The organism is Methylobacterium segetis (genome assembly GCF_004348265.1).
In the GTDB taxonomy this organism is placed as follows: Bacteria; Pseudomonadota; Alphaproteobacteria; order Rhizobiales; family Beijerinckiaceae; genus Methylobacterium; species Methylobacterium segetis.
In genome coordinates, this window is record NZ_SMNT01000089.1 from 1 (window position 1) to 20849 (window position 20849).

Consider the following 20849-nt stretch of genomic DNA (forward strand, 5'->3'; position numbering starts at 1 on the left):
GAAGAACAGCTTCTTGCGCCCGATCCGGTCGGTGAGCCAGCCGAAGCCGACGGCGCCCGTCACGGCACCGACGAGGTAGGAGCTCGCGGCGAGCCCCACGTCGAACTCGGAGAAGGACATGGGCGGCTGGCGGAGCGCCCCGACGAGGGAGCCGGCCAGCGTCACCTCCAGGCCGTCGAGCACCCAGGTGATGCCGAGCGCCACGATGACGAGGACGTGGAAGCGGCCCCAGGGCAGCCGGTCGAGGCGCGCCGAGATGTCGGTGTCGATCACCGTGCCCATCGGCACGCGCTCGGGCGCCAGCGCGCCGGACTTGCCTTCCGCTCGGCTCGACATCGACCGTTTACCCTCCCTCAGGAACTCTGTTGGCGAGCCTGTGCGAATCGCCTTCGCACGCCGGAGGCTTCACCGGTCCGCGGGTCATCTAGGGCGCTCGAACGGCTGCGCCCCCATGAACGCTCGCAAGACATCCGCCCTGCATCCCTGCTTCCGGCTCGCCCTGCTGACGACGACAACGCTCGTCGGCCTCGCCGCGGTGCCGACCCACGGCGCCGACGCGACGCTCGCGCGGCAGCGCGCGCCCGTGGCGCTGTCGGGCGCCGAGATCTGGGCCCTGCGCCCGACCGAGGTGAGCCTCGCCGTGGTGCCGGCGCCCCGCGCCGCCCGCGACCGCCCCGCGACGCACATCCCCGAGGAGAGGCGCCGCGTCCGCATGGTCTATCCCGCCCTCGTCGAGGCGCGCTGACGGCGCTCAGCCCGCCTGCCGCGGATCGAGGGCGTCGGCGAGGCCGTCGCCGAGGAGGTTCAGCGCGACGAGGGTCGCGACGAGGAAGCTCGCCGGGCCGGCGAGCATCCAGGGCGCCGACTCGATCGCGCGCGCGCCCTCCGCCACCAGCACGCCCCAGCTCGTGCCCGGCTCCTGCACGCCGAGGCCGAGGAAGGAGAGGAAGCTCTCGAGCAGGATCACCCGCGGCACCAGCAGCGTCGCCGCCACCACGATCGCGCCGAGTGCATTCGGCAGGATGTGCCGGCGCAGCGTCGCCAGGGCCGAGAGCCCGAGGGCCTCGGCCGCGCGCACGAAATCGCGGCGGCGCAGGCGGAGGGTCTCGGCGCGCACGATGCGGGCCATGTCGAGCCACTCGACGGCGCCGATGGCGAGCAGGATCAGCGCCAGGCTCGCCCGGAAGAACACGACGAGCACCATCACGAAGAACACGAAGGGCAGGGCGTAGAGGATATCGACGAGGCGCATCATCACGGCGTCCGTCGCCCCGCCCACGAAGCCCGAGACCGCGCCGTAGGCGACGCCGACGAGGAGGGCGACGAGGGTCGCGGTGAGCCCGATCAGCAGGGAGACGCGGCCCGCCACGAGGCTGCGCGTGAGGAGGTCGCGCCCGTGCACGTCGGTGCCGAGGAGGAAGTGCAGGCGCCGCACGAGCACCTCGGCCACGAGCCGGCGGCCCTCCGCCTCGCGCGCGACGATCCGCGGCTCGCCGAACAGGTCCGAGCGGGGCAGGTAGGCGAGCGAGCGCGGGTCGATCGCCCGGTCGGCGGTGAGGGTGAGGCGCAGGGTGTCGCCCTGCCGCTCGGCCTCCGCCACGCGCGCCCGCATCCGGTAGGCGAGGCGGTCGAGGGCCGCTTGCAGGCGCTCCGGCCCCGGTTCGGCCGCGAGGCCGGGCGGCAGCTGGCGCAGGTCCGGGTAGCTCCGCTCCGGCGCGTGCCCGGTGAGGAAGGGGCCGAGCAGGCAGGCGAGCGCGATCAGGCCGAGGAGCGCCAGGGCGGCGAGCGCGACGCGGTTCCGCGCCAGCCGGCGTAGGGCGAGGCGCCTGGGAGCGAGCCGCCGGGGCGCCCGGGCGGGAGCGAGCGCCGGCGCCGCGCTCACCGCCCGAGCCTCAGGCGCGGATCGAGGATCGCCGAGACGAGATCGGCCGCGAGGTTGAACAGGATCACGAGCACGGCGACGAGGACGACGGTGCCCATCACCAGCGTGTAGTCGCGGTTGAGCGCCCCGTCGACGAAGTAGCGGCCGATGCCGGGCAGGCCGAAGATCGTCTCGACCACCACGGACCCGGTGAGCAGTGCCGCCGCCAGGGGGCCGAGGATCGCGACGACGGGCAGCAGCGCGCCGCGCAGCGCCTGGGCGAGCACCCGGACCGGGCCGAGGCCCATGGCCCGCGCGGTGCGGACATGCGGTGCGGAGAGGCTCTCTGCGAGCGAGGTGCGCGTCAGGCGCGCGATCACGCCGACCTGCGGGAGCGCGAGGGTGATCACGGGCAGGACGAGATGGGCGGGGGCGCCCCCCTCCCAGCCGCCGAGGGGGAGCCAGCGGAGGCCGAGGCCGAACACGATCTGCAGCAGGGGCGCGACGACGAAGCTCGGCAGGGACAGGCTCGCGGCGGCCAGCAGCCCGACGAGGCGGTCGGCCGTCCCGCCCCGGCTGAGGGCCGCGAGGCTGCCGAGGCCGATCCCCGCCCCGAGCGCCAGGAGCAGGGCGAGGCTGCCGAGCGTCATCGAGACGGGCAACCCGCGGGCGAAGAGGTCGGCGACGCCGAGGTCGCGGAAGGAGAAGGAGGGGCCGAGATCGCCCTGCGCCAGCGCCGCGAGGTCGCGCAGGTACTGGACGGGCAGGGGCTGATCGAGGCCGTAGACGCGCCGCAGGTTCTCCATGGCGGCCGGCGGCAGCGGCCGCTCCAGGTCGAACGGGCCGCCGGGCGCGAGCCGCATCAGGAAGAAGCTCAGCGTGACGACGAGGAACAGCGTCGGCACGGCCTGGAGCAGGCGGCGCAATCCGTAGCCGATCATGCGGGTACCCGGCTCCGCCTCACGCGTCGAGCCTCAGGAAACGGGTCGGCGCGGCGTTGCGCAGGTTCGGGTGGTAGCCGTGGAGCCGCGGGGCGATCAGGGCCTTGGAGCGGTAATGCATCAGGGGGATCCAGGGCAGGTCCCGCATCAGGATGCCCTCGGCCTCGGCGAGCAGCCCCGCCCGCCGCGTCAGGTCGCGCTCGGCGGCCGCGCCGGCGAGCAGCGCGTCGTAGCGGGCATTCGCGTAGCGGCCCGCATTCATGCCGTCGTTCGTCGAGGCGAGCAGGAACAGGAAGTTCTGCGGATCGGAATAATCGGCGATCCACGACATCCGCGCCACGTCGAAATCCCCGCCGTCGCGCAGGTGCGCGAAGTGGGTCTTGGCGTCGGTGTAGACGAAGCGGGTCTCGATCCCGAGGCCGCGCCACATCTCGGCGACCGCGATCGCCGTGTTGCGGTTGTTGTCGGTGGTGTTGAACCGGTACTCGATACGCAGGGGCGCGGCGCCGGGCCCGTACCCGGCCTCCTTCAGGAGCCGGCGCGCCTCCTCCTCGTTGTCGATCGGCAGCGCCTCGCGGCCCCCCGTCTCGGGCGGCGCGCCGTAATGGTCGAGGCCCGTCGGGCAGAGGGAATAGGCGGGCGCCATGGTCTCGCCCCAAATCGCGGCGGCGAGATATTCCCGGTCGATCACGAGCGAGAGGGCCCGGCGCAGGCGCGGGTCGTCGAAGGGCTTCTTCCGGGTGTTGACCGCGAGCGCGTAGACTCCGAGCGCCGGCCCGAGCACCACCTGCGCGCCGAAGCGCTTCCTGAGCGAGGGCATCTGGTCGCCGGGCAGGTCGGCGAGGGAATCCACCTCGCCGGCCGCGTAGCGCCGCACCGCGCTCGCGAGGTCGGGCGTCGGGATGAAGGCGACGCGGCGGATGGCGATGCCGGCGGCATCCCGGTGATGCGGGTTGACCTCGAGGGTGATGCGGTCGTTCGGCACCATCTCGCGGAGCCGATACGGGCCGTTCGAGACGAGATTGCCGGGGCGCGTGAAGGCGTCTCCGTAGCGCTCGACGCTGGCGCGATGGACGGGGATCGCGGTCTGGTGCGTCAGGAGTTCGAGGAAGTAGGGGGTCGGCTCCGCGAGGTCGATCACCACGATGTCCGCGTCCGGGGCCGCGACACCGAGGGCGTCGGGCGGCAGCTCCCCCCGGTTCACCGCCGCGGCGTTCCGGATCGGATAGAGCACCTCGGCGTATTTCGCAGCCGTCGCGGGGCTGAGGATGCGCCGCAGGGAGAACACGAAATCCGCCGCCGTGACCGGGTCGCCGTTCGACCAGCGCCCGTCGTTCCGCAGGGCGAAAGTGTAGGTGCGCGCATCCTCCGAGAGGGTCCAGCTCCCGGCCGCGCCGGGCACGATCGCGCCGCGGTTGTCGTAGGTCAGCAGCCCCTCGAAGAGATCGCGCAGGATATGCGCCTCGGCCACCGTCGAGGATCTGTGGGGATCGAGCGTCTCCGGGTCGGCATCGTTGCCCCGCCGGTAGAGGCCAGGCTCCGCCGCGCCGGCCGGGCCCCCGAGGAGGAGGGCGGCGGCGCCCGCGAGGCAGTCCCTGCGGCGCGGGCGCATGCGGCTCAGGCGCCGGTATCGGGCCTGAAGCCCGCCGCCTCGATGCCGGCGACCGCGCAGATCTCGTCGTTGTCGGACGTGTCGCCCGAGATGCCGACCGCGCCGACGACGCGCTCGCCGTCGCGGATCAGCACGCCGCCCGGCACCGGAACCAGGGCCGCCGGCCCGACCAGATGGCTGACCGCCGCCACGAAGTGCGGCTGCTCCTCGGCGCGCTTGGCGATGGCGCGGGAGCCGAGGCCGAGCGCGAGCGCGCCGTTCGCCTTGGCGAGCGCGACCTCCGCCCGGCGGAGCGAGGCACCGTCCTCCACCTGGACACATTTCAGAGACCCGCGGCCGTCATAGACGATCACCGCCAGCGGCTTGAGGCTGCGGGACCGGGCGGTGGCGAGGGCGGTCTCGACGATCGTCCGGGCGGCGGCAAGGGAGAGGTCTGACATTCGGTGGCTCGCGGAGGGCGGAATTGCACGACCTTCGGTCGGATCTTCGTCTAGAGAGCAGCTTTAGGTTGTGGCAAGCCGCCGAGATCGGGCGGAGCGTAAAGCAGGGTCGATGCGTCGAGGAATCATCCATATCGGAATGCCGCGGACCGGGTCCACCTCGTTCCAGTCGGTGCTGACGGGCCTGCGCCCGCGCCTCGCCGAAGCCGGGATCCTCTACCCGGACCTGTCGGCGCCGGGCGCCCCGCCGGGCGCGGAGGTGAACCACCAACCCCTCGGCGAGGCCTTGGACGGGCGCCGCCCCGCGGTGGAGCGGGGCGCGAGCCTCGCGCGCCTGGCCGGCGCCCTGGCGGGAACGCGCGCGGACACGGTGATCCTCTCCTACGAGGATTTCTCCGTCCAGAAGCCCTCGCTCGGCGTTCCCGAGACCTTGCGGGACGTCTTCCGCCGGCACGGCTTCGCCCTCGAAGTGGCGATGGTGGTCAAGCCCGTCCTCGAGCAGATGAACTCGGCCTACGCCCACCGCGCCCAGCTCGTGCAGGAGACCCGGACCTTCCGCGCCTATGCCGGCGCCCTGTGCGGCTCGGGCCGGTTCGCCTACCACGCCCTCGTGGAGCCGTGGCTCAAGGCGTCGAACGGGCGGGTCACCGGCATTCCCCTGCGCGACCTGCGCTCGGAGGCGCCGCTCCTGGAGAGGATGTTCCGCGATCTCGGCCTCGCGGACAGGGTCGCCGACCTCGCGGGGCCCGAGACCTTCCGGTACGTCACGAACCGCAGCTCGGGCCCGGTGGCGGTGGAGGCCTCGCGGCGATTGCGGCGGCTGCGGGCGCACCGGCAGGTGGCCGGGCACCCGCGCCAGATCGGCCATGTCATCGACGCGGCCGCCTGGTCGCGCGGGCTCGATCCCGAGCCGTTCCGCGGGGACGCGCCGGAGATGCGGGCGCGCCTGGAGGAGACCTACGGCGCCTCGAACGAGCGCTTCGCGCAGGCCGTGTGGGGCCAGCCCTGGGAAGTCATCGTCCGCCCAGCCCCGGACAGACCCGCCAACGAGCTCGCGACCCGGCCGATACCGAGGGAGATCGAGGCGCAGATCGGCCTCGTCGTCGCCGAGACGATCCGGCATTTCGGCCTCGCGCCGCCCTCGGCCTGGCGCAGCATCCCGGCCGATCTCGCCGAAGCCGCCGCGGACAGGCTCGCCCGGCTCGTCGGCTACACGCGGTGGCGGGTTCCGTGATCCGGCCCCCGCCGGCACATGCCGGCGGGTCCCCTGGTCAGGCGCTCGCCGGCGCGCGGACCGGATCGGTGTGGAGGGTCCTGCCGATCTCGTCGAGGAAGAGCCCGTAGCTCCGCGCGACCGCGGTGAGCCGCTCGAAATGCGGGAAGGCGCCGGTCGGCATGGTCTCGATCGTCCAGTTCGGGCGGTCGGAGAAGGCCTCGGCGTAGCGGTAATCCACGAAATCGCCCCGCGTGCCGTGGATCATCCAGACGGGCAGCCAGAGGGCGTCGTAGAGGCGCGTCGCGTCGGTCGGGAAGAGGTGGCCGGCAATGAAGGAGAAGGGCGCGTGCTCCGCCCCGGGCTGGTGGGCCGAGGTGTAGCCATAATCGAGAAGCCCCTCGTCGATGTCGCGCGAGCCCCAGGTCTTCTCCAGGAAGAAGCGCATGCTCGGGCGGCTCGTCAGGGCATCGAAGATCGGGCGCCCCCAGACCGGCAGGTCGAGGGCCGCGCGCGCGGTGTCGTTGCCGCGGTTGCCGCCGAGCGGCCCCCGGCCCGAGAGGCGCGCGTCGAACCCGGTCGGGCTGATCAGCCCGAGGCTGCGATAATCCTGCGCCCGCTCCAGCGCCGCCCGCGCGAGATATTCCGCGGAGAGCGAGAGCGCGATCGCGTCGATCCGGGCATCCCCGTGCCGCCGCCGGATCTCGGCGGTGACCGCGTGGATGGCCTCGACCATGATGCCCGGCGTGTAGACCTGCCGGCGCCGCTCCGAGAAGCCGAAGCCGGGCAGGTCGAGGGCGTAGACCGGGCGCGAGCGGGCGAAGTGCCGGTAGAGGGGGCGGACCTCGTAGGCGCTCGCCGCCGCATTGACGGAGTGGATCAGGAGGAGCGGAACGCCCGTCTCCAGCCCGTCGTCGTAGAGGTTCACCGCGCCCGCCGCGGTGCGCAGGCGCTGCAGCGTGCCGGGAAGCGCCGGGGGCAGCGGCATCCGGTGGTCGATGCCGAACCGGCTGTAGGCGATCCAGCCCGTCGCTCCGCCGAGAAGGGCGAGGCCCAGGCCCCGCGCCGCGCGCCCGGCGATGAAGGAGGGTAGGCTGTGGGGGCGGCTCGGCATCGGGAATCCTCGCATCTGCGCGGCGACAACGTGGAGAGGTCCGGCCGCGTTGCGCGAAGCGTGCCTCACACCTGGGAGACCGGGCCGTCGCCCGCGACGGACGCTCCGCTCGTGCTCCGCCCATTGCCCGTGCGGTTCCCCTGTTGCACCTATTCGTCGTAGGAGGGGGCTCGCGCACAGGAATTCCCGTCATCCATGTCCCAGGCTCGCCCCGCCGCCGCGGTCCCGCGATACGTTCCCCTGTCCGACATCACACAGAGCGAGGACTTGCCGGCCATGCCGTTCCGGCGCCGGCTCGCCGTGGCGGCCGCACCGCTCGTCCGGCCCGGCCGCCTTCAGGAGGCGGCCTTCGGGCGGGCCTATGCCCGGGTCGCGGCGGGCCAGTCCCAGCGGGCCGTGCGCTACGAGGCGGCCGAGCGCCTGTTCGGAAGCACCCTCTTGATCGGAATCGACCCGGCGCGCCTGGAGCATCAGCTCATCGACACCGTGCGGGCGGGCGCCGAGGCGACGCGTCTGTCGCACTGGTTCCTCGATCGGGGCGACTGGAGCGGTGCCCTGGTGCGGCTCGGCGATTCGGATGTCGGCCGCGAGATCGACGCGGTGTTCGACCACGCGGAGCAGCCGGAGGAGGCGCCGGCCTTCCGCGCGCTCCTCGCCCATGCCGAGGCGGGCCATGCGCAGGTCCGAAACGGCTTGGCGCTCGCCGACGCGGCGACGATCCGCGCCTATTTCGCCCACAACGCGGCACTCCGGGCGAGCATCGAGCGGGACGGGCTGAAGCCGCGGAGCGAGGTGGCGGCGCGGACGGCCCGCGCCTTCTCCGGGTCGGCCGTCCGGAGCCGGAAGGCGGAGCGCCTGGAGCGCGACATCGGGATCGCGATCGGCGCCGAGGGCGAGCCGATCCGCATGATCGGCGGCCATCACCGCACCGCGATCGCGCGGCGCCTCGGCCTTCCCCGCATCCCCGTCCAGATCCGGCTCGTTCACGCCGAGTGGCTGAGGGGCTGGATCTCGCGGACCGGCCTCGGCCCGGCCCGCGCCCTGGCCGAGGGTCTGCGCGGCCTCTCGGCCGCGCTCCTCGCGGCGCTCTCTGGGCTGACACCCGTCCTCGAACGCCTGACCTGAGGGCGGGCGAGACCCCGCTCGTGCGGGCCGTGCCCTGAGGAGATCTGCTAGCTCGCCGCCTCGATCTCGGCGCTGAGCGCGAGCCACTCCTCCTCGGCGCTGCCCAGGGCGGCCGCAGCCTCGGCGCGCATCCGGGCGAGTTCGCCGGCCTTGGCGGCGTTCGCCTGGAAGGCGGTCCCGTCGGCGAGCGCCGCGTCGATCTTGGCGATGGCGTCCGAGAGCTTGCCCATCCGCGCCTCGATCCCGTCGAGCTTCTTGCGGAGCGGCGCCAGCGCCACCCGCCGCTCGGCGTTCGAGCGGCGCTCGACCGCCTTCTGGCCGCCCGTCGCCTCCGCGCGGCTCTCCTCCCGCTCGGGACCCGCGAGGACGAGGCGGCGGTAATCGTCCATGTCGCCGTCGAAGGTCTTCACCGAGCCGTCCGAGACGAGCCAGAGCCGGTCGGCGCAGGCCTCGATCAGGAAGCGGTCGTGGGAGACGAGGATCACCGCCCCCTCGTAATCGTTGATCGCCTCGACGAGCGCCTGCCGGCTCTCGATGTCGAGGTGGTTCGTCGGCTCGTCGAGGATGAGGAGGTGGGGTCCGTTGAAGGCGGCGAGCCCCATCAGCAGGCGCGCCTTCTCGCCGCCCGAGAGCTGCGAGACCGGGGTGTCGGCCTTGTTGGCCGGGAAGCCGAGCCGGGCGGTCGCCGCCCGCGCCCGCGCCTCCGGCACGTCCGGCATGCGGGCGCGCACATGGGCGTAGGCGCTCTCGGCGGGGTTCAGCTCGTCGAGCTGGTGCTGCGCGAAATAGGCGACCTCCATCTTGGACGAGCGCTTCATCTCGCCCGCCAGCGGCGGCAGGCGCCCGCCGATCAGCTTGCAGAAGGTCGACTTGCCGTTGCCGTTGGCGCCGAGGAGCGCCACCCGGTCGTCGGGGGCGAGGCTGAGGTTGAGGCCCGAGAGCACGATCCGGTCGGAATAGCCCGCCTGGACCCGCTCCATCGCGACGATCGGCGGCGAGAGCGGCCGCTCCGGGCTCGGCAGGTGGATCACGGGCAGCTCGTCCTCGATCAGCGCCGCGATCGGCTCCATCTTGGCGAGCCGCTTCATGCGGGACTGGGCTTGGCGCGCCTTGGTGGCCTTGGCCTTGAAGCGGTCGACGAAGCTCTGAAGGTGTGCGCGCTCGGCCTCCTGCTTCGCCTTGGCCTTGGCCTGCAGCACCCGCTTCTCGGCGAGCTGCCGGGCGAAGGAGGTGTAGCCCCCCCGCCAGAGGGTGAGCTGGCCCCGGTCGAGATGCAGGATGTGGTCGACGCAGGTGTCGAGGAGGTCGCGGTCGTGGCTGATGATCACGGCCGTGCGGGGATAGCGCTCGAGGTAGTCGTAGAGCCAGAGCGTGCCCTCGATGTCGAGGGAGTTGGTCGGCTCGTCGAGCAGGAGGAGGTCGGGCTCCGAGAACAGCACCGCGGCGAGCGCCACGCGCATGCGCCAGCCGCCGGAGAAGTCCGAGCAGGGGCGTCCTTGCGCCGCCGCGTCGAAGCCGAGGCCGTGCAGGATCGCCGCCGCGCGGGCCGGCGCGGAATGCGCGCCGATATCGACGAGGCGGGTCTCGATCTCGGCGCGGCGCAGACCCTCGGCGGTCTCGGCCTCCGCCAGCAGGCGGGCGCGCTCGGTATCGGCGGCGAGCACCACCGCGTGCAGCGTCTCGGGGCCGGCGGGCGCCTCCTGCGCGACGGCGCCGATCCGCATGCCCTTCGGCATCCCGATCGTGCCGCCATCGGTCGGGATGTCGCCGAGGATCGCCCGGAACAGGGTCGTCTTGCCCGCGCCGTTGCGGCCGACGAGGCCGACGCGGGCGCCGTCCGGGATCGAGAAGGTCGCGCGGTCGAGGATCAGGCGATCGCCGATGCGGTGGGTGAGGTCGTTGACGCGCAGCATGGGCGGCGTTCTGGCGAGAGGCGGGCGCGGAGGCAAGCGGCTACGGCACGCGAGGGCGCGCCGCAGCGGCAGGGGTTCGCCCGACGCCCGCTCGCGCGTCGCGCGGTTCCGCGCCGGGGCCCGCGATTTCGCGCGGGCGGATTCTGTCCGTCGCAGAGCGTGCGGTAACAAGCGCTGGCCCGAATTCAGATGAGCTCCGGTTGACGACCGTATAGTTCGAGCGCACATCTGTGCTCCGGTTCGGATGTGTGGCCGAACCCGCCACGAAAACTCAAAATCCAGGGAGGCGACGATGGCTTTCAAAGTCACGGGCGCGCCGATGCTGTTTCTCGCGCTCGCCGTCGCGAGTCCCGCGGCGGCCATGCCGATGGCGGGCAGCTTCAGCGGCCGGGTCGACAATCAGGCCCCGCAGATGCTCGGACCCAACGCGGTGCGGGTCCAGCAGACCGCCAACGGGCTCAATGCCGGTCCCGGCACGCCGCTCGACGGCGCGAAGGTCCAGTGGAGCGAGATCGTCACCCTGACGAACGGGCAGGGCCCGGTCGAGGGCACCATCACCTTCATCACGCCCTCTGGCACCACGAGCAGCCCTTACACCGGCACGGTCACGACCGACCCGCAGGGACGGGTGACGGCGCGCGGCAAGTTCCGGACGGGCGAATCGACCGGCGACTTCGCGGGCCTGAAGGGCAATGGCAGCTTCTCGGTGGCCTACAGCTCGCGGACGGACTTCACCGGCGAGTGGCGCGGCGACTTCAAGATGCCGGGGCGCAAGACCTCCCGACGCTGACAGGCGCGCGGCCGCCGCATGACGGCGGTGTGCGGCCCGCGACTTGCCGAGACGCGCTCCGGCAGGCGATAAGGCGGCTTCCGGGGGGGCTCCCTCAGGGCGCGCCTCGCGTGCCCGCGGACCCGGACGATGCCGTTCCTCGCGACCCTGTCCGACACGAGGCCCGCCCGAGGCTGGCTCGCGGCCCTGCGCGCCGCGATCGAGCGCTGGCTGGTCGGCCGCTACGAATCCTGACGCCGTCAGACCAGCTCCCAGGCGCCGGGATCCCGCATCAGCTTGGCCACGAGGGCGTGGTTCAGCGCGTGGCCGGTATGGGCGGCCCGGACGTGGCCGAGGATCGGATGTCCGGCCAGCGCGAGATCGCCGACGAGGTCGAGGACGCGGTGGCGCACCGGCTCGGCGGGGCCGCGCATGCCGCCGATCACGCGCCCTCCGACGATCGCCGCGGTGCTGGAGAGCGTCGCGCCCCGCAGGATCGGGCGGCCCGTCGCGAGCGCGTAGAGCTTCAGCGGCACCGCCCATTTCAGCCGCCCGAAGCTGCGTGCGGGGGCGAGCGCGCCCTCGAAGGTCTCGGGCGTGATCGTGCCCTCCCAGCGCATCTCCCCGAGATGGGCGAGGGATAGCTGCGCCTCCACCGAGAGGGCGTCGGCCGGCGCGATGCTGAGGGAGCGCCGACCGTCGCGCACCTCGACGATCCGGCGCAGGCGGATGCGCCGGCGGGGCGTGCCGAGTTCGGCCCGGCCCGCCGCGCGGATCGCCGCGCACCAGGGCAGGGCGCTGCCGTCGAAGATCGGCAGCTCCTCGGCGTCGATCTCGACCAGGGCGTTGTCGATCGCGAACGCGCTGAGCGCCGCGAGCAGGTGCTCCACCGTGCGCACGAGGTGACCGTCCGGGGCCTGCAGAGCCGTGCAGAGCGTCTGCGGAACCTGGTGCTGCCAGAGGGCCGGCACGCTCGTCCAGGTGCCCCTCGGCAGCCTGCGGCGGAACAGGATCCCGCCGTCGGCCGCGGCCGGGCAGACGCGCACCGTGGCGCGCCGTCCCGTATGCAGGCCGCGGCCCGAGAGGTCGAAGGCGGCGGCGAGCGTCGTCTGGCGCGGGGCGGCGCCGGCAAGGCTCGCGGGTCCGAGCGCGGGACCGGCGGCAAGCCTCGGCGAGGGCAGGGGAAGGGGGGTGGGCATCGCGATCGCCGCGGCGGGACCGGCGCGACCTCCGCCGCTCCGCCGCAGGAGCCCCGACCGCGCTCCGGCCCGCCGCCGCGGCGGATCCGGGAGCTTGGTCTGGCCGGATCGGGCGAGAAAGGAAAATCAAAGCTTCGTTAGTGTGCGCGCCCGAACCCGAGACCTCCGAAGGACTGTCCCCTGCGGCGAACAGATCAATGCGCGCTGGCACGAGGGCAGGCGGGTGGATTTCGCCGCCATCCACGCCGAACCTCGGGCGGCGGCTTGACCCGCCCGGGACCGGCCGGCAAGCTCCGGCCGAGCTTGACGATCTCATCTTTCCGGTTCAACCGCGGGTCCGGGCGTCGGCGGGCTTGAGCGCGACGACGACGGCAGGAATGGACGAAGGTGCCCGCGAGGGGGCCGCGCGGCCGGACCCTCGTCGGCTTCCTGGGGGCTTGGCAGATATGGGGCGGCTCGGGACCATACCGTTCTTCAAGGAGCCGGGCATCGAGCTCGGCCCCTACGAGACCCGCTGCCACTGGCGCCGGTTCGACGAGAACGAGGTCCTGGTCGATTACGACGACGTCTCGACGGACGTGTACTTCCTGGCCGCCGGCGAGGTGCGGATCCTCAACCGCTCGCAATCGGGCAAGGAGGTCATCCTCGGCGAGATGCGGGCCGGCGCCTTCTTCGGCGAGCTCTCCGCCCTCGACGGGATCGGCCGCTCGGCCAACGTCACGGCCCTGACCCGCGGCGAGGTCTGCGTGGTGCCGGCCCCCGTCTTCCGGCAGATCGTGTTCGCCTCGGAGGCGATCGCCGACCGGCTGTTCCGCCTGCTGACGAAGCGCGTGCGCGAGTTGAACACGCGCCTGATGGAGCACGCCCTCCTCGACCTGCGCCACCGGCTCTACGCCGAGCTGCTGCGCCTCTCGGTGCCGCGGGCCGGCCACGGCGAGGAGCGGGTCGTGACCCCGCCGCCCTATCACCACGTGCTCGCCGCCCGCATCGGCTGCCGCCGCGAGCAGGTGACGCGCGAATTCACCGTCATGGCGAGCGAGGGACTCGTCGACCGCACCCGCGGCGCCCTCGTGATCCGCCGGCCGGACCTCCTCGAGGCGCGCGTCGCCGAGGCCCTGCGCGAGGATAGCTAAGGGTTTGAGCCGGATCGGTCTGAGGGAGGTGGCTGCTTTCGACCCTGAGCAGACCTCTTGCCCTGCCGAAGGAGTGACACGCCTGCTACGTTCACCCGATGAGCGAGTCGTCGCCGGCCCCGCCTCTCGCAACTGCACGGTCATCGCATCCGCCCTCGATCTGATCGGCAACACGCCATTGATCGCCCTGGACCGCGTTCATCGTGGACCCGGCCGCATCCTCGCCAAGGCCGAGTTCATGCAGCCCGGCGGGAGCGTCAAGGATCGGGCTGCCCGCGCCATCGTCCTCGCCGCGCGTGAAGACGGTCGCTTGGCCCCTGGAGCCCCCGTCGTGGAGATGACCAGCGGCAACATGGGTGCCGGTCTCGCTGTGGCCTGCGCGGCGCTGGAGCATCCCCTGGTGGTCACGATGTCGGCCGGGAACAGCCCCCAGCGTGCCCGTATGCTCGAAGCGCTTGGGGCCGAAGTCGTTCTGGTGCCGCAGATCAATGGGGCACCGGGGCAAGTCACCGGGGCGGACGTGAGCGCAGCGGCTGTCGCGGCGCAGCGTATCGCAGCGGAGCGGGGCGGCTACTACGTTAACCAGTTTCACGCGCCGGAGTGTATGCGCACCCACCGCGAGGCGACCGGGCCGGAAATCTGGGAGCAGTCCTCTGGCCGGGTCGATGCCTGGGTGGCTGCCGTAGGGACGGGCGCGACCTTCCTCGGGGTGGCGGCGGCACTGAAGGAGCGCAATCCCCGCGTGATATGCGCTGCCGTCGAACCGGAGGGATGTCGGCCTTTGGCGGGATTGCCGGTCACGAAGCACCGCCATCTCATTCAGGGCACGAGCTACGGGAGCGTGCCTCCGCACTGGGATGGCGATCTGATGGATCTGTCGATCCCAGTGACCGATGAGGAGGTAGAGCGCTGGCGTCGGGCACTTGCAACTCAGGAGGGCTTGCACGTGGGCTACTCGGCCGCTGCCAACGTGGCAGCAACTGTTGCGCTGCTGTCTTCCGGCCGCCTCCCGGCTGACACGATTGCAGCAACTGTGCTCTGCGATACGGGCTTGAAATACTGAGGTCGACGATGCCCGATCCCCACCCACTGCAGACGTCGGAAACGCTCGCCGTCACCGTCCACAGGTGACAGGCCGCCAGTTCCACGCGGAGCCAAGAGCCTGTAGCGTCTGCCGCGAAGCCTTGCGTCCACCCTCCTGACTCTCGCCGAGCCTTGCACGCACCCGTCCCGCCGCGCCCCGAGCCCCTCGTCCGGATCGACCGGGTCAGCAAGACCTTCGGCGCGCACAGGGCGGTCGACGGGGTTTCCCTCGATTTGGAGGCCGGGTCCTTCCTCTGCCTGCTCGGGCCGTCGGGCTGCGGCAAGAGCACCCTGCTGCGGCTGCTCGCCGGCTTCGAGAGCCCCGAGGCGGGCCGCATCCTGATCGACGGGGCCGACGTCACCGGCCTGCCGCCGCACCGCCGGCCGGTCAACATGATGTTCCAGTCCTACGCGCTCTTCCCGCACATGAGCGTGGGCCGGAACGTCGCCTACGGCCTGCAGGGTCTCGGCCTCGGCCGGACTGCCATCGCCGAGCGCGTCGCCGACCTGCTGCGCCTCGTGCGGCTCGAGGGATTGTCCGAGCGCCGGCCGGACCGGCTCTCCGGCGGCCAGCGCCAGCGCGTCGCGCTCGCCCGGGCTCTCGCGCGCGAGCCCCGGGTGCTGCTCCTCGACGAGCCGCTGGGCGCCCTCGACCGGGGCCTGCGGGAAGAGACGCAAGGGGAATTGCGCGCCCTGCAGCGGCGGCTCGCAACGACCTTCGTCGTCGTCACCCATGACCCCGCCGAGGCAATGACCCTGGCCGACCGGATCGCCGTGATGGACCGGGGCCGCCTCGTCCAGGCGGGCAGCGCGGCCGACCTCTACGAGCGGCCGGAGAGCCGCTTCGTGGCCGGCCTCCTCGGTGACGTCAACCTGATCGAGGGACGCCTCGGCGGGGGCCGACCGGACGGGCGCGCCACGCTTGAGACCGGTTTCGGCGCCCTCGTCGCGGGCGCCCCGGAAGCGGCCCTCGGGCCGGGAGAGCCGGTCGTGGCGGCGATCCGCCCCGAGCGCGTCGCGCTGCTCGCCGGGCCGGGGGAGGGTCTGCAGGGAACCGTCACGGACGCCGTCTTCCTCGGCGACCGCATCCGGCGGCAGGTGCGGATGCGCGACGGCACGCTCATCCGCGCCGCGAGCCCGGTCTCGGCCGATCCCGGCGCCGGCCCGGGCACGGAGGTCCGCCTCGCCATACCGCCCGAGGCCGTGCGGGTGCTCGCGCCGTGACGGAGGCGCGTCCCAAGCCGGCCGCGGCACGCGGGCCGCGCCTCCTCGCCGCCCTCGTCCGGCTGCCGCCCCTGCTCTGGCTCGGGGCCTTCTTCCTCGTGCCCTTCGCCATCACGCTGAAGATCAGCCTGTCGGAACCGGCCACCGCGATGCCGCCCTACCTGCCGGTTCTCGACTGGCAGGGCGGCCTCGAGGGCTGGACGAGCTTCCTCGAGGCGCTGCATTTCGGGAATTACGAGATGCTGGCGAGCGACGCCCTCTACCGGGACGCCGCGCTCTCCTCGCTCCTCCTCGCCCTCTCGGCGACGGGCCTGCTCGCCTGCATCGGCACGCCGCTCGCCTACGCGATGGCACGCGCCCCCGCCCGCCTGCAGCCGCTCCTCGTGGCGCTCCTCGTGGTGCCGTTCTGGACGAGCTTCCTGATCCGCGTCTACGCCTGGATCGCGATCCTCAAGCCGGAGGGCCTCCTGAACGCCGCCCTCCTGCGGATCGGCCTGATCCGCGAGCCGCTCGAGCTCCTCAACACGCAAGCCGCCGTGATGATCGGCCTCGTCTACGCCTACCTGCCCTTCATGGTCCTGCCCCTCTACGCGGTGACGAGCCGGATCGACCCGAGCCTGCGCGAGGCCGCCTCCGATCTCGGCGCCTCGCCGACCCGCATCTTCTGGACCGTGACCCTGCCGCTCTCGCTGCCCGGCCTCGTGGCCGGAATGCTCCTCTGCTTCATCCCGATGGTCGGCGAGTTCATCATCCCCGATCTCCTCGGCGGCTCGGACACGCTCATGCTGGGGCGCGTCCTGTGGAGCGAGTTCTTCTCGAACCGCGACTGGCCGCTCGCCTCGGCGGTGGCGATCCTGCTCCTCGTGATCCTGGTCGGCCCGGTGGTGCTGTTCCGCGAGGCCGAGACCCGGCGCGGCGAGGCGGCGCGGTGAGGCGGGGGAGGGATCGGTGACCGCCTTCACCCGCACGGCGCTCGTCCTCGGCCTCGCCTTCCTCTACGCGCCGATCCTCGTGCTCGTCGTGTTCTCGTTCAACGCCTCGTCGCTCGTCACCGTCTGGGGCGGCTTCTCCACCCGCTGGTACGGCGTGCTCCTCGACGACGCGCCGCTGATCGCGGCGGCCTGGGTCAGCCTGCGGGTGGCCTTGATGGCCGCGCTCGTCGCCACGATCCTCGGCACGCTCGCGGCGCTGGCTCTCGAGCGGCACGGGCGCTTCCGCGGGCGCGGCCCGTTCACCGCCCTGGTCTACGCGCCGATGGTGATGCCGGAGGTGATCACCGGCCTGTCGCTGCTCCTCCTCTTCGTCGGGATCGGCCTCGACCGGGGTCTCGCCACCATCGTCATCGCGCACGCGACCTTCGGCACCGGCTTCGTGGCGGTGGTCGTCGGGGCGCGGCTCAAGGGCCTCGACCGGAGCCTGGAGGAGGCCGCGGCCGATCTCGGGGCCGGCCCGGCCCGGGTCTTCCGCACGGTCACCCTGCCGCTGCTCGCGCCGGCCGTGGCCGCGGGCTTCCTCCTCGCCTTCACCCTGTCGCTCGACGACCTCGTGATCGCGAGCTTCGTCTCGGGCCCCGGCGCGACGACCCTGCCGATGCGCCTCTACAGCCAGGTCCGCCTGGGCGTGAACCCGGAGATCAACGCCGCCTCGACGCTGCTCATCGCCCTCGTCAGCCTCGTCGTGCTGGCCGCTTCGCGGCTCCTCGGGCGGCCGGACGCGGCGGCGTGAGGCGGCGGGTCACCCCTCCCGTCCGGGAGCGGGCGCGCGGATGTCAGGGGGCGTAGGCGCGCGCGGCCGGCGGCAGGCCCACGGCGGCGGGGGGGCGCTGCGGCCCGCGCGAGGGCAGCGCGCCCCGGTGGTCGGGGGCGGCGGCGGGCTCCTCCCGGTCGGCCGGGCGCACGGTCACGGCGTCCCAGGGCCCGGCGATCTCGAACAGGGTGCCGGCCCGCGGCGCCTCGGCGCCGCCCGCGACGCGGGGCGTCAGCTCCGCGCGGGCCCGGAAGCGCCGCTCGGTGAGGAAGACGTGGCCGCGCAGCGATGCGGAGAGGGCCGAGGCCCTGAGGAACCCCTCGCCGATCTCGCCGACACCGTCCGCGAAGCGGATCGAGACGGCGGCCCGCTCGAACGCGGTCCGTCCGTTGCGGCGGGCGAGGGCCCCCTGCGCGACGCCGCCGTTGCGCTGAATCACGTCGGCGAGATCGAGCCCCGCGATGGCGCCGTCGTCGATGGCGAAGGCGGCCCGCCCGCTGACGTGCTCGGTGAGCGAGGCCACGTCCCGGCCCACGCTCTCGAGGGCGAACTGGCCCTGCGTGCCGCCGAGCACCCAGCGGTACTGGCCGAGATCGATCAGGAGCGCGCCGAGATCGAGCCGGTCGAACCCGCCCTGGGCCTTCACCTCCGTCTCCGCCCCGTCGGCGCCCGAGGGCGCCAGGGCGACGCGGCCCTTGAGCGTGCCGCCCTGGAGCCCCGCCCGGTTGAGGGAGGCCTCGATCGTGTCGCCGCGCACCAGCACGCTGGCGGCGAGATCCTGCAGCACCACCGGCCCGAGCCGGCTCGTTGCGGCCGAGAGGCGCAGGTCGAGGTCGCCGCCCGTCAGCGGCTTCAGGGCGACGCTCCGCGCGCCCGCGGCCTCGCCCTCGCCGGCGGATCCGAACAGGCGCAGGAAGCCGCCGAGGAGCGGCGCGAGGTTGAGGCTGTCGGCGGCGAGCGTCGCCTGGACGGCGCTGCGCGCCTCCCCGAAACTCGCCGAGACCGCGCCTTCGAGGGCATTGCTGCCGACGCTCACCCGAACGTCGGGGAGCATCAGCCCGGCCCGGCTCGCCTCGAAGGGGCCGTCGAGGCCGAATCGGTCGATGAAGGGGGCGAGCGCCACGTCCGCGCCGATCCAGGCGAGCGCCTCGGGCAGGGAGCGCGTCTCCAGGCTGCCGTGGCCCGACAGGCGCGGGCCGTCCCGCCAGGTGCCGATGCCCTCGGCGGCGAGGCTGCCGCCCTCCCAGGAGGCGGTGAGGGTGACGGGCGAGTCCGAGCCCGCCACGAGGTCGGCCGGGCGGAGCCCCGCCAGGGCGAAGCGGGCCGGCACGCCCTTGACGGTCAGGCTGCCGGCGCAATCGAGGCTGGCGCTCCAGACGGGCCAGGACAGGACGAGGTCGACGTCCTGCGCGGGCACCGGCCCCACGACGGTAGCCCGGCTGATCGCGACGCGGCGCGGGTGGCTCGCGCGGCCCTGCGCGAGGCGCTCGCCCACGCGGCGCATCGGCTCGGCGAAGGCCCCGTTCGCGGGATCGAGATGGAGGGTCGCGCCGTCGAGGGCGATGGCCCCGATCTCGGCCTGGCCCGAGAGCAGGGCCAGGAGGCTCAGCTCGATCGTCAGGCGGCCGCCCTCGGCGAGCACGGGGCCGCCGCCTCCGGCCACCGCGATGCGGGCGCGGCCGAAGCGCAGGTGGGGCAGGGGAAGAAGGGAGATCTCGGTCGCTCCCTCCGCGCCGAGGGCGAGCCCGTAGGGTGCGAGGCCCCGGCTCACGAAGCGGGCGGCGGCGGCGGTTCCGACCGGCCAGGGATTGCAGGCCGCGACGAGGGCGGCGGCCGCGAGCCCTCCGAGGCCGAGGGCGGGCAGGAGACGGCGCGGCGACATTGCACTCCGTGCGGATGGGCCGTTGCGGGCGGACCGCGATGGGCTGGCGCGACGATCCGGCGTCGAATCCGGATGTTTCAGGCCGCCCCCGGCCGTAACCATTCGGTCCACTCGGGAGATTTCCTTAAACGCTTCGGCGGGGTTTGTCTCCACGGCGCGCTTCCTGCTACCGCAAAGCTGTGACTCGCGCGCTTCCGCCACTCGGCGCGGGTGCCGCACGGCGCCCCGGCCGAGGGGCGCCGGCTGGGAAGGACGGGTTTGATGAAGAAGGTCTATTCGGACGCGACGGCCGCCCTGGCCGATCTCCTGCGCGACGGGATGACGCTGATGTGCGGCGGCTTCGGCCTCTGCGGCATCCCGGACGAGCTTATCGACGCGGTGCGCGCCTCCGGCGTCAAGGGTCTGACCGTGATCTCGAACAATGCCGGCATCGACGGCGTCGGCCTCGGCAAGCTCCTCGAGACGCGCCAGGTCGCCAAGATGATCTCGTCCTATGTCGGCGAGAACAAGGAATTCGCCCGGCAATTCCTGGCGGGCGAACTGGAGATCGAGTTCAACCCGCAGGGGACGCTCGCCGAGCGCATCCGCGCCGGGGGCGCGGGCATCCCGGCCTTCTTCACGAAGACCGGCGTCGGCACCAAGGTCGCCGAGGGCAAGGAGGTCCGCGAGTTCGACGGCGAGCACTTCGTGATGGAGCGCGGCCTCGTGGCCGACCTCGCCCTCGTCCACGCCTACCGCGGGGATACCGAGGGGAACCTCGCCTACCGGAAGACCGCGCGCAACTTCAACCCGATGATGGCGACCGCCGCCGCCGTCACGGTGGCGCAGGTCGAGCATCTCGTCGAGCCGGGCGCGATCGACCCCGACCACATCCACACGCCCGGCATCTATGTCGGCCGCATCATCCACGTGCCGATCCGCGAGAAGCGCATCGAGCAGCGCACCACGCGCAAGCGCGCCGACGCCGCCCCGGCCGCGGCCGGCGGCGGCGCGGTCTGACGTTCGGGAAGGAGAGACGCATCATGGCCTGGACCCGCGACCAGATGGCGGCGCGCGCCGCGCGCGAGCTCGAGGACGGCTTCTACGTGAATCTCGGCATCGGCATCCCGACGCTCGTGTCGAACTTCATCCCCGAGGGCATGTCGGTTCAGCTGCAATCGGAGAACGGCATGCTCGGCATGGGCCCCTTTCCCTACGAGGGCGAGGAGGACCCGGACCTGATAAACGCCGGCAAGCAGACGATCACGGCCCTGCCCACGACGAGCTACTTCACCTCGGCCGATTCCTTCGGGATGATCCGCGGCGGCCACATCGACCTGTCGATCCTCGGCGCCATGCAGGTGGCCGAGAACGGGGATCTCGCCAACTGGATGATCCCCGGCAAGATGGTGAAGGGGATGGGCGGCGCCATGGACCTCGTGGCGGGCGTGAAGCGCGTCGTCGTGGTGATGGAGCACGTCGCCAGGAACAAGGACGGCTCGGAGAGCGCCAAGCTTCTCAAGGCCTGCGACCTGCCGCTCACCGGCACGCATGTCGTCGACCTCGTGATCACCGATCTCGGCGTGTTCACGATCGACAAGAAGGGCGCGGGCGG

At 72.9% G+C, this 20849-nt stretch carries 20 protein-coding genes; 11 read left to right on the top strand and 9 right to left on the bottom strand.

The window, feature by feature from the left end:
• On the bottom strand, positions 1–336 hold a 336-nt coding region (locus E1J50_RS19825), incomplete at its 3' end, for an MFS transporter (protein ID WP_165937927.1).
• 115 nt (positions 337–451) lie between these two features.
• Between E1J50_RS19825 and E1J50_RS19830 the strand changes: the two genes are divergently transcribed.
• Positions 452–745 (top strand): hypothetical protein, encoded by a 294-nt coding sequence (locus E1J50_RS19830; RefSeq protein ID WP_245516662.1) that lies wholly within the window; start codon positions 452–454, stop codon positions 743–745.
• A gap of 6 nt (positions 746–751) precedes the next feature.
• Here the strand turns inward: E1J50_RS19830 and E1J50_RS19835 are convergent, their stop codons facing one another.
• Genes E1J50_RS19835 through E1J50_RS19850 form a run of 4 tightly spaced genes read right to left on the bottom strand, consistent with a single transcriptional unit; the run spans position 752 to position 4854 of the window.
• Positions 752–1882 (bottom strand): ABC transporter permease, encoded by a 1131-nt coding sequence (locus E1J50_RS19835; RefSeq protein ID WP_132255546.1) that lies wholly within the window; start codon positions 1880–1882, stop codon positions 752–754.
• Positions 1879–2802, bottom strand: a complete 924-nt coding sequence (locus E1J50_RS19840) for an ABC transporter permease (RefSeq protein ID WP_132255547.1) — start codon at positions 2800–2802, stop codon at positions 1879–1881. The genes E1J50_RS19835 and E1J50_RS19840 overlap by 4 nt, the downstream gene beginning before the upstream one ends.
• Before the next feature lie 19 nt (positions 2803–2821).
• Positions 2822–4414: a peptide ABC transporter substrate-binding protein gene (locus E1J50_RS19845; protein ID WP_132255548.1), complete on the bottom strand. Its 1593-nt coding sequence runs from the start codon at positions 4412–4414 to the stop codon at positions 2822–2824.
• Positions 4415–4419: 5 nt separating this feature from the next.
• Positions 4420–4854, bottom strand: coding sequence for a GlcG/HbpS family heme-binding protein (locus tag E1J50_RS19850; protein WP_132255549.1), 435 nt, complete (start codon positions 4852–4854; stop codon positions 4420–4422).
• A 139-nt stretch (positions 4855–4993) separates the two neighbouring features.
• Between E1J50_RS19850 and E1J50_RS19855 the strand changes: the two genes are divergently transcribed.
• Complete coding sequence (locus E1J50_RS19855; RefSeq protein WP_245516663.1) at positions 4994–6088, top strand: hypothetical protein; 1095 nt, start codon at positions 4994–4996, stop codon at positions 6086–6088.
• Between the two features lie 37 nt (positions 6089–6125).
• On the opposite strand, the gene E1J50_RS19860 is transcribed toward E1J50_RS19855, so the two are convergent.
• Positions 6126–7181 (bottom strand): alpha/beta fold hydrolase, encoded by a 1056-nt coding sequence (locus tag E1J50_RS19860; protein WP_132255551.1) that lies wholly within the window; start codon positions 7179–7181, stop codon positions 6126–6128.
• Positions 7182–7376: 195 nt separating this feature from the next.
• On the opposite strand from E1J50_RS19860, the gene E1J50_RS19865 reads away from it, so the two are divergent.
• A complete protein-coding gene (locus E1J50_RS19865) occupies positions 7377–8306 on the top strand; it encodes a hypothetical protein (RefSeq protein ID WP_132255552.1) in 930 nt (309 codons plus the stop codon).
• A gap of 47 nt (positions 8307–8353) precedes the next feature.
• Here the strand turns inward: E1J50_RS19865 and E1J50_RS19870 are convergent, their stop codons facing one another.
• Positions 8354–10219, bottom strand: coding sequence for an ABC-F family ATP-binding cassette domain-containing protein (locus E1J50_RS19870; RefSeq protein WP_132255553.1), 1866 nt, complete (start codon positions 10217–10219; stop codon positions 8354–8356).
• A 292-nt stretch (positions 10220–10511) separates the two neighbouring features.
• On the opposite strand from E1J50_RS19870, the gene E1J50_RS19875 reads away from it, so the two are divergent.
• Positions 10512–11009, top strand: a complete 498-nt coding sequence (locus E1J50_RS19875; protein WP_132255554.1) for a hypothetical protein — start codon at positions 10512–10514, stop codon at positions 11007–11009.
• Between the two features lie 239 nt (positions 11010–11248).
• Here E1J50_RS19875 and E1J50_RS19880 read toward each other — a convergent pair whose 3' ends face one another.
• The gene (locus E1J50_RS19880; protein WP_132255555.1) at positions 11249–12187 is read right to left on the bottom strand and encodes a UDP-3-O-acyl-N-acetylglucosamine deacetylase; all 939 of its coding nucleotides are present in this window, start codon (positions 12185–12187) and stop codon (positions 11249–11251) included.
• Positions 12188–12633: 446 nt separating this feature from the next.
• Between E1J50_RS19880 and E1J50_RS19885 the strand changes: the two genes are divergently transcribed.
• The 5 genes from E1J50_RS19885 to E1J50_RS19905 all read left to right on the top strand — a co-directional run bounded on the left by E1J50_RS19885 (position 12634) and on the right by E1J50_RS19905 (position 17352).
• Positions 12634–13320, top strand: a complete 687-nt coding sequence (locus E1J50_RS19885; protein WP_132255563.1) for a Crp/Fnr family transcriptional regulator — start codon at positions 12634–12636, stop codon at positions 13318–13320.
• A gap of 4 nt (positions 13321–13324) precedes the next feature.
• Complete coding sequence (locus E1J50_RS19890; RefSeq protein WP_245516664.1) at positions 13325–14383, top strand: PLP-dependent cysteine synthase family protein; 1059 nt, start codon at positions 13325–13327, stop codon at positions 14381–14383.
• A 152-nt stretch (positions 14384–14535) separates the two neighbouring features.
• Positions 14536–15627, top strand: a complete 1092-nt coding sequence (locus tag E1J50_RS19895) for an ABC transporter ATP-binding protein (protein ID WP_132255556.1) — start codon at positions 14536–14538, stop codon at positions 15625–15627.
• Complete coding sequence (locus tag E1J50_RS19900; protein WP_132255557.1) at positions 15624–16559, top strand: ABC transporter permease; 936 nt, start codon at positions 15624–15626, stop codon at positions 16557–16559. Before E1J50_RS19895 ends, E1J50_RS19900 begins: the two co-directional genes overlap by 4 nt.
• 16 nt (positions 16560–16575) lie before the next feature.
• Positions 16576–17352 (top strand): ABC transporter permease, encoded by a 777-nt coding sequence (locus tag E1J50_RS19905; protein ID WP_132255558.1) that lies wholly within the window; start codon positions 16576–16578, stop codon positions 17350–17352.
• Between the two features lie 43 nt (positions 17353–17395).
• Here the strand turns inward: E1J50_RS19905 and E1J50_RS19910 are convergent, their stop codons facing one another.
• Positions 17396–19255, bottom strand: coding sequence for an AsmA family protein (locus E1J50_RS19910; RefSeq protein WP_132255559.1), 1860 nt, complete (start codon positions 19253–19255; stop codon positions 17396–17398).
• Positions 19256–19516: 261 nt separating this feature from the next.
• Here E1J50_RS19910 and E1J50_RS19915 point away from each other — a divergent pair, with 261 nt between their 5' ends.
• Entirely contained in the window at positions 19517–20254 is a 738-nt protein-coding gene (locus tag E1J50_RS19915; RefSeq protein ID WP_132255560.1) for a CoA transferase subunit A, read from the top strand.
• Positions 20255–20277: 23 nt separating this feature from the next.
• Positions 20278–20849: 3-oxoacid CoA-transferase subunit B (locus E1J50_RS19920; protein ID WP_132255561.1), on the top strand; the 572-nt coding region annotated here is incomplete at its 3' end.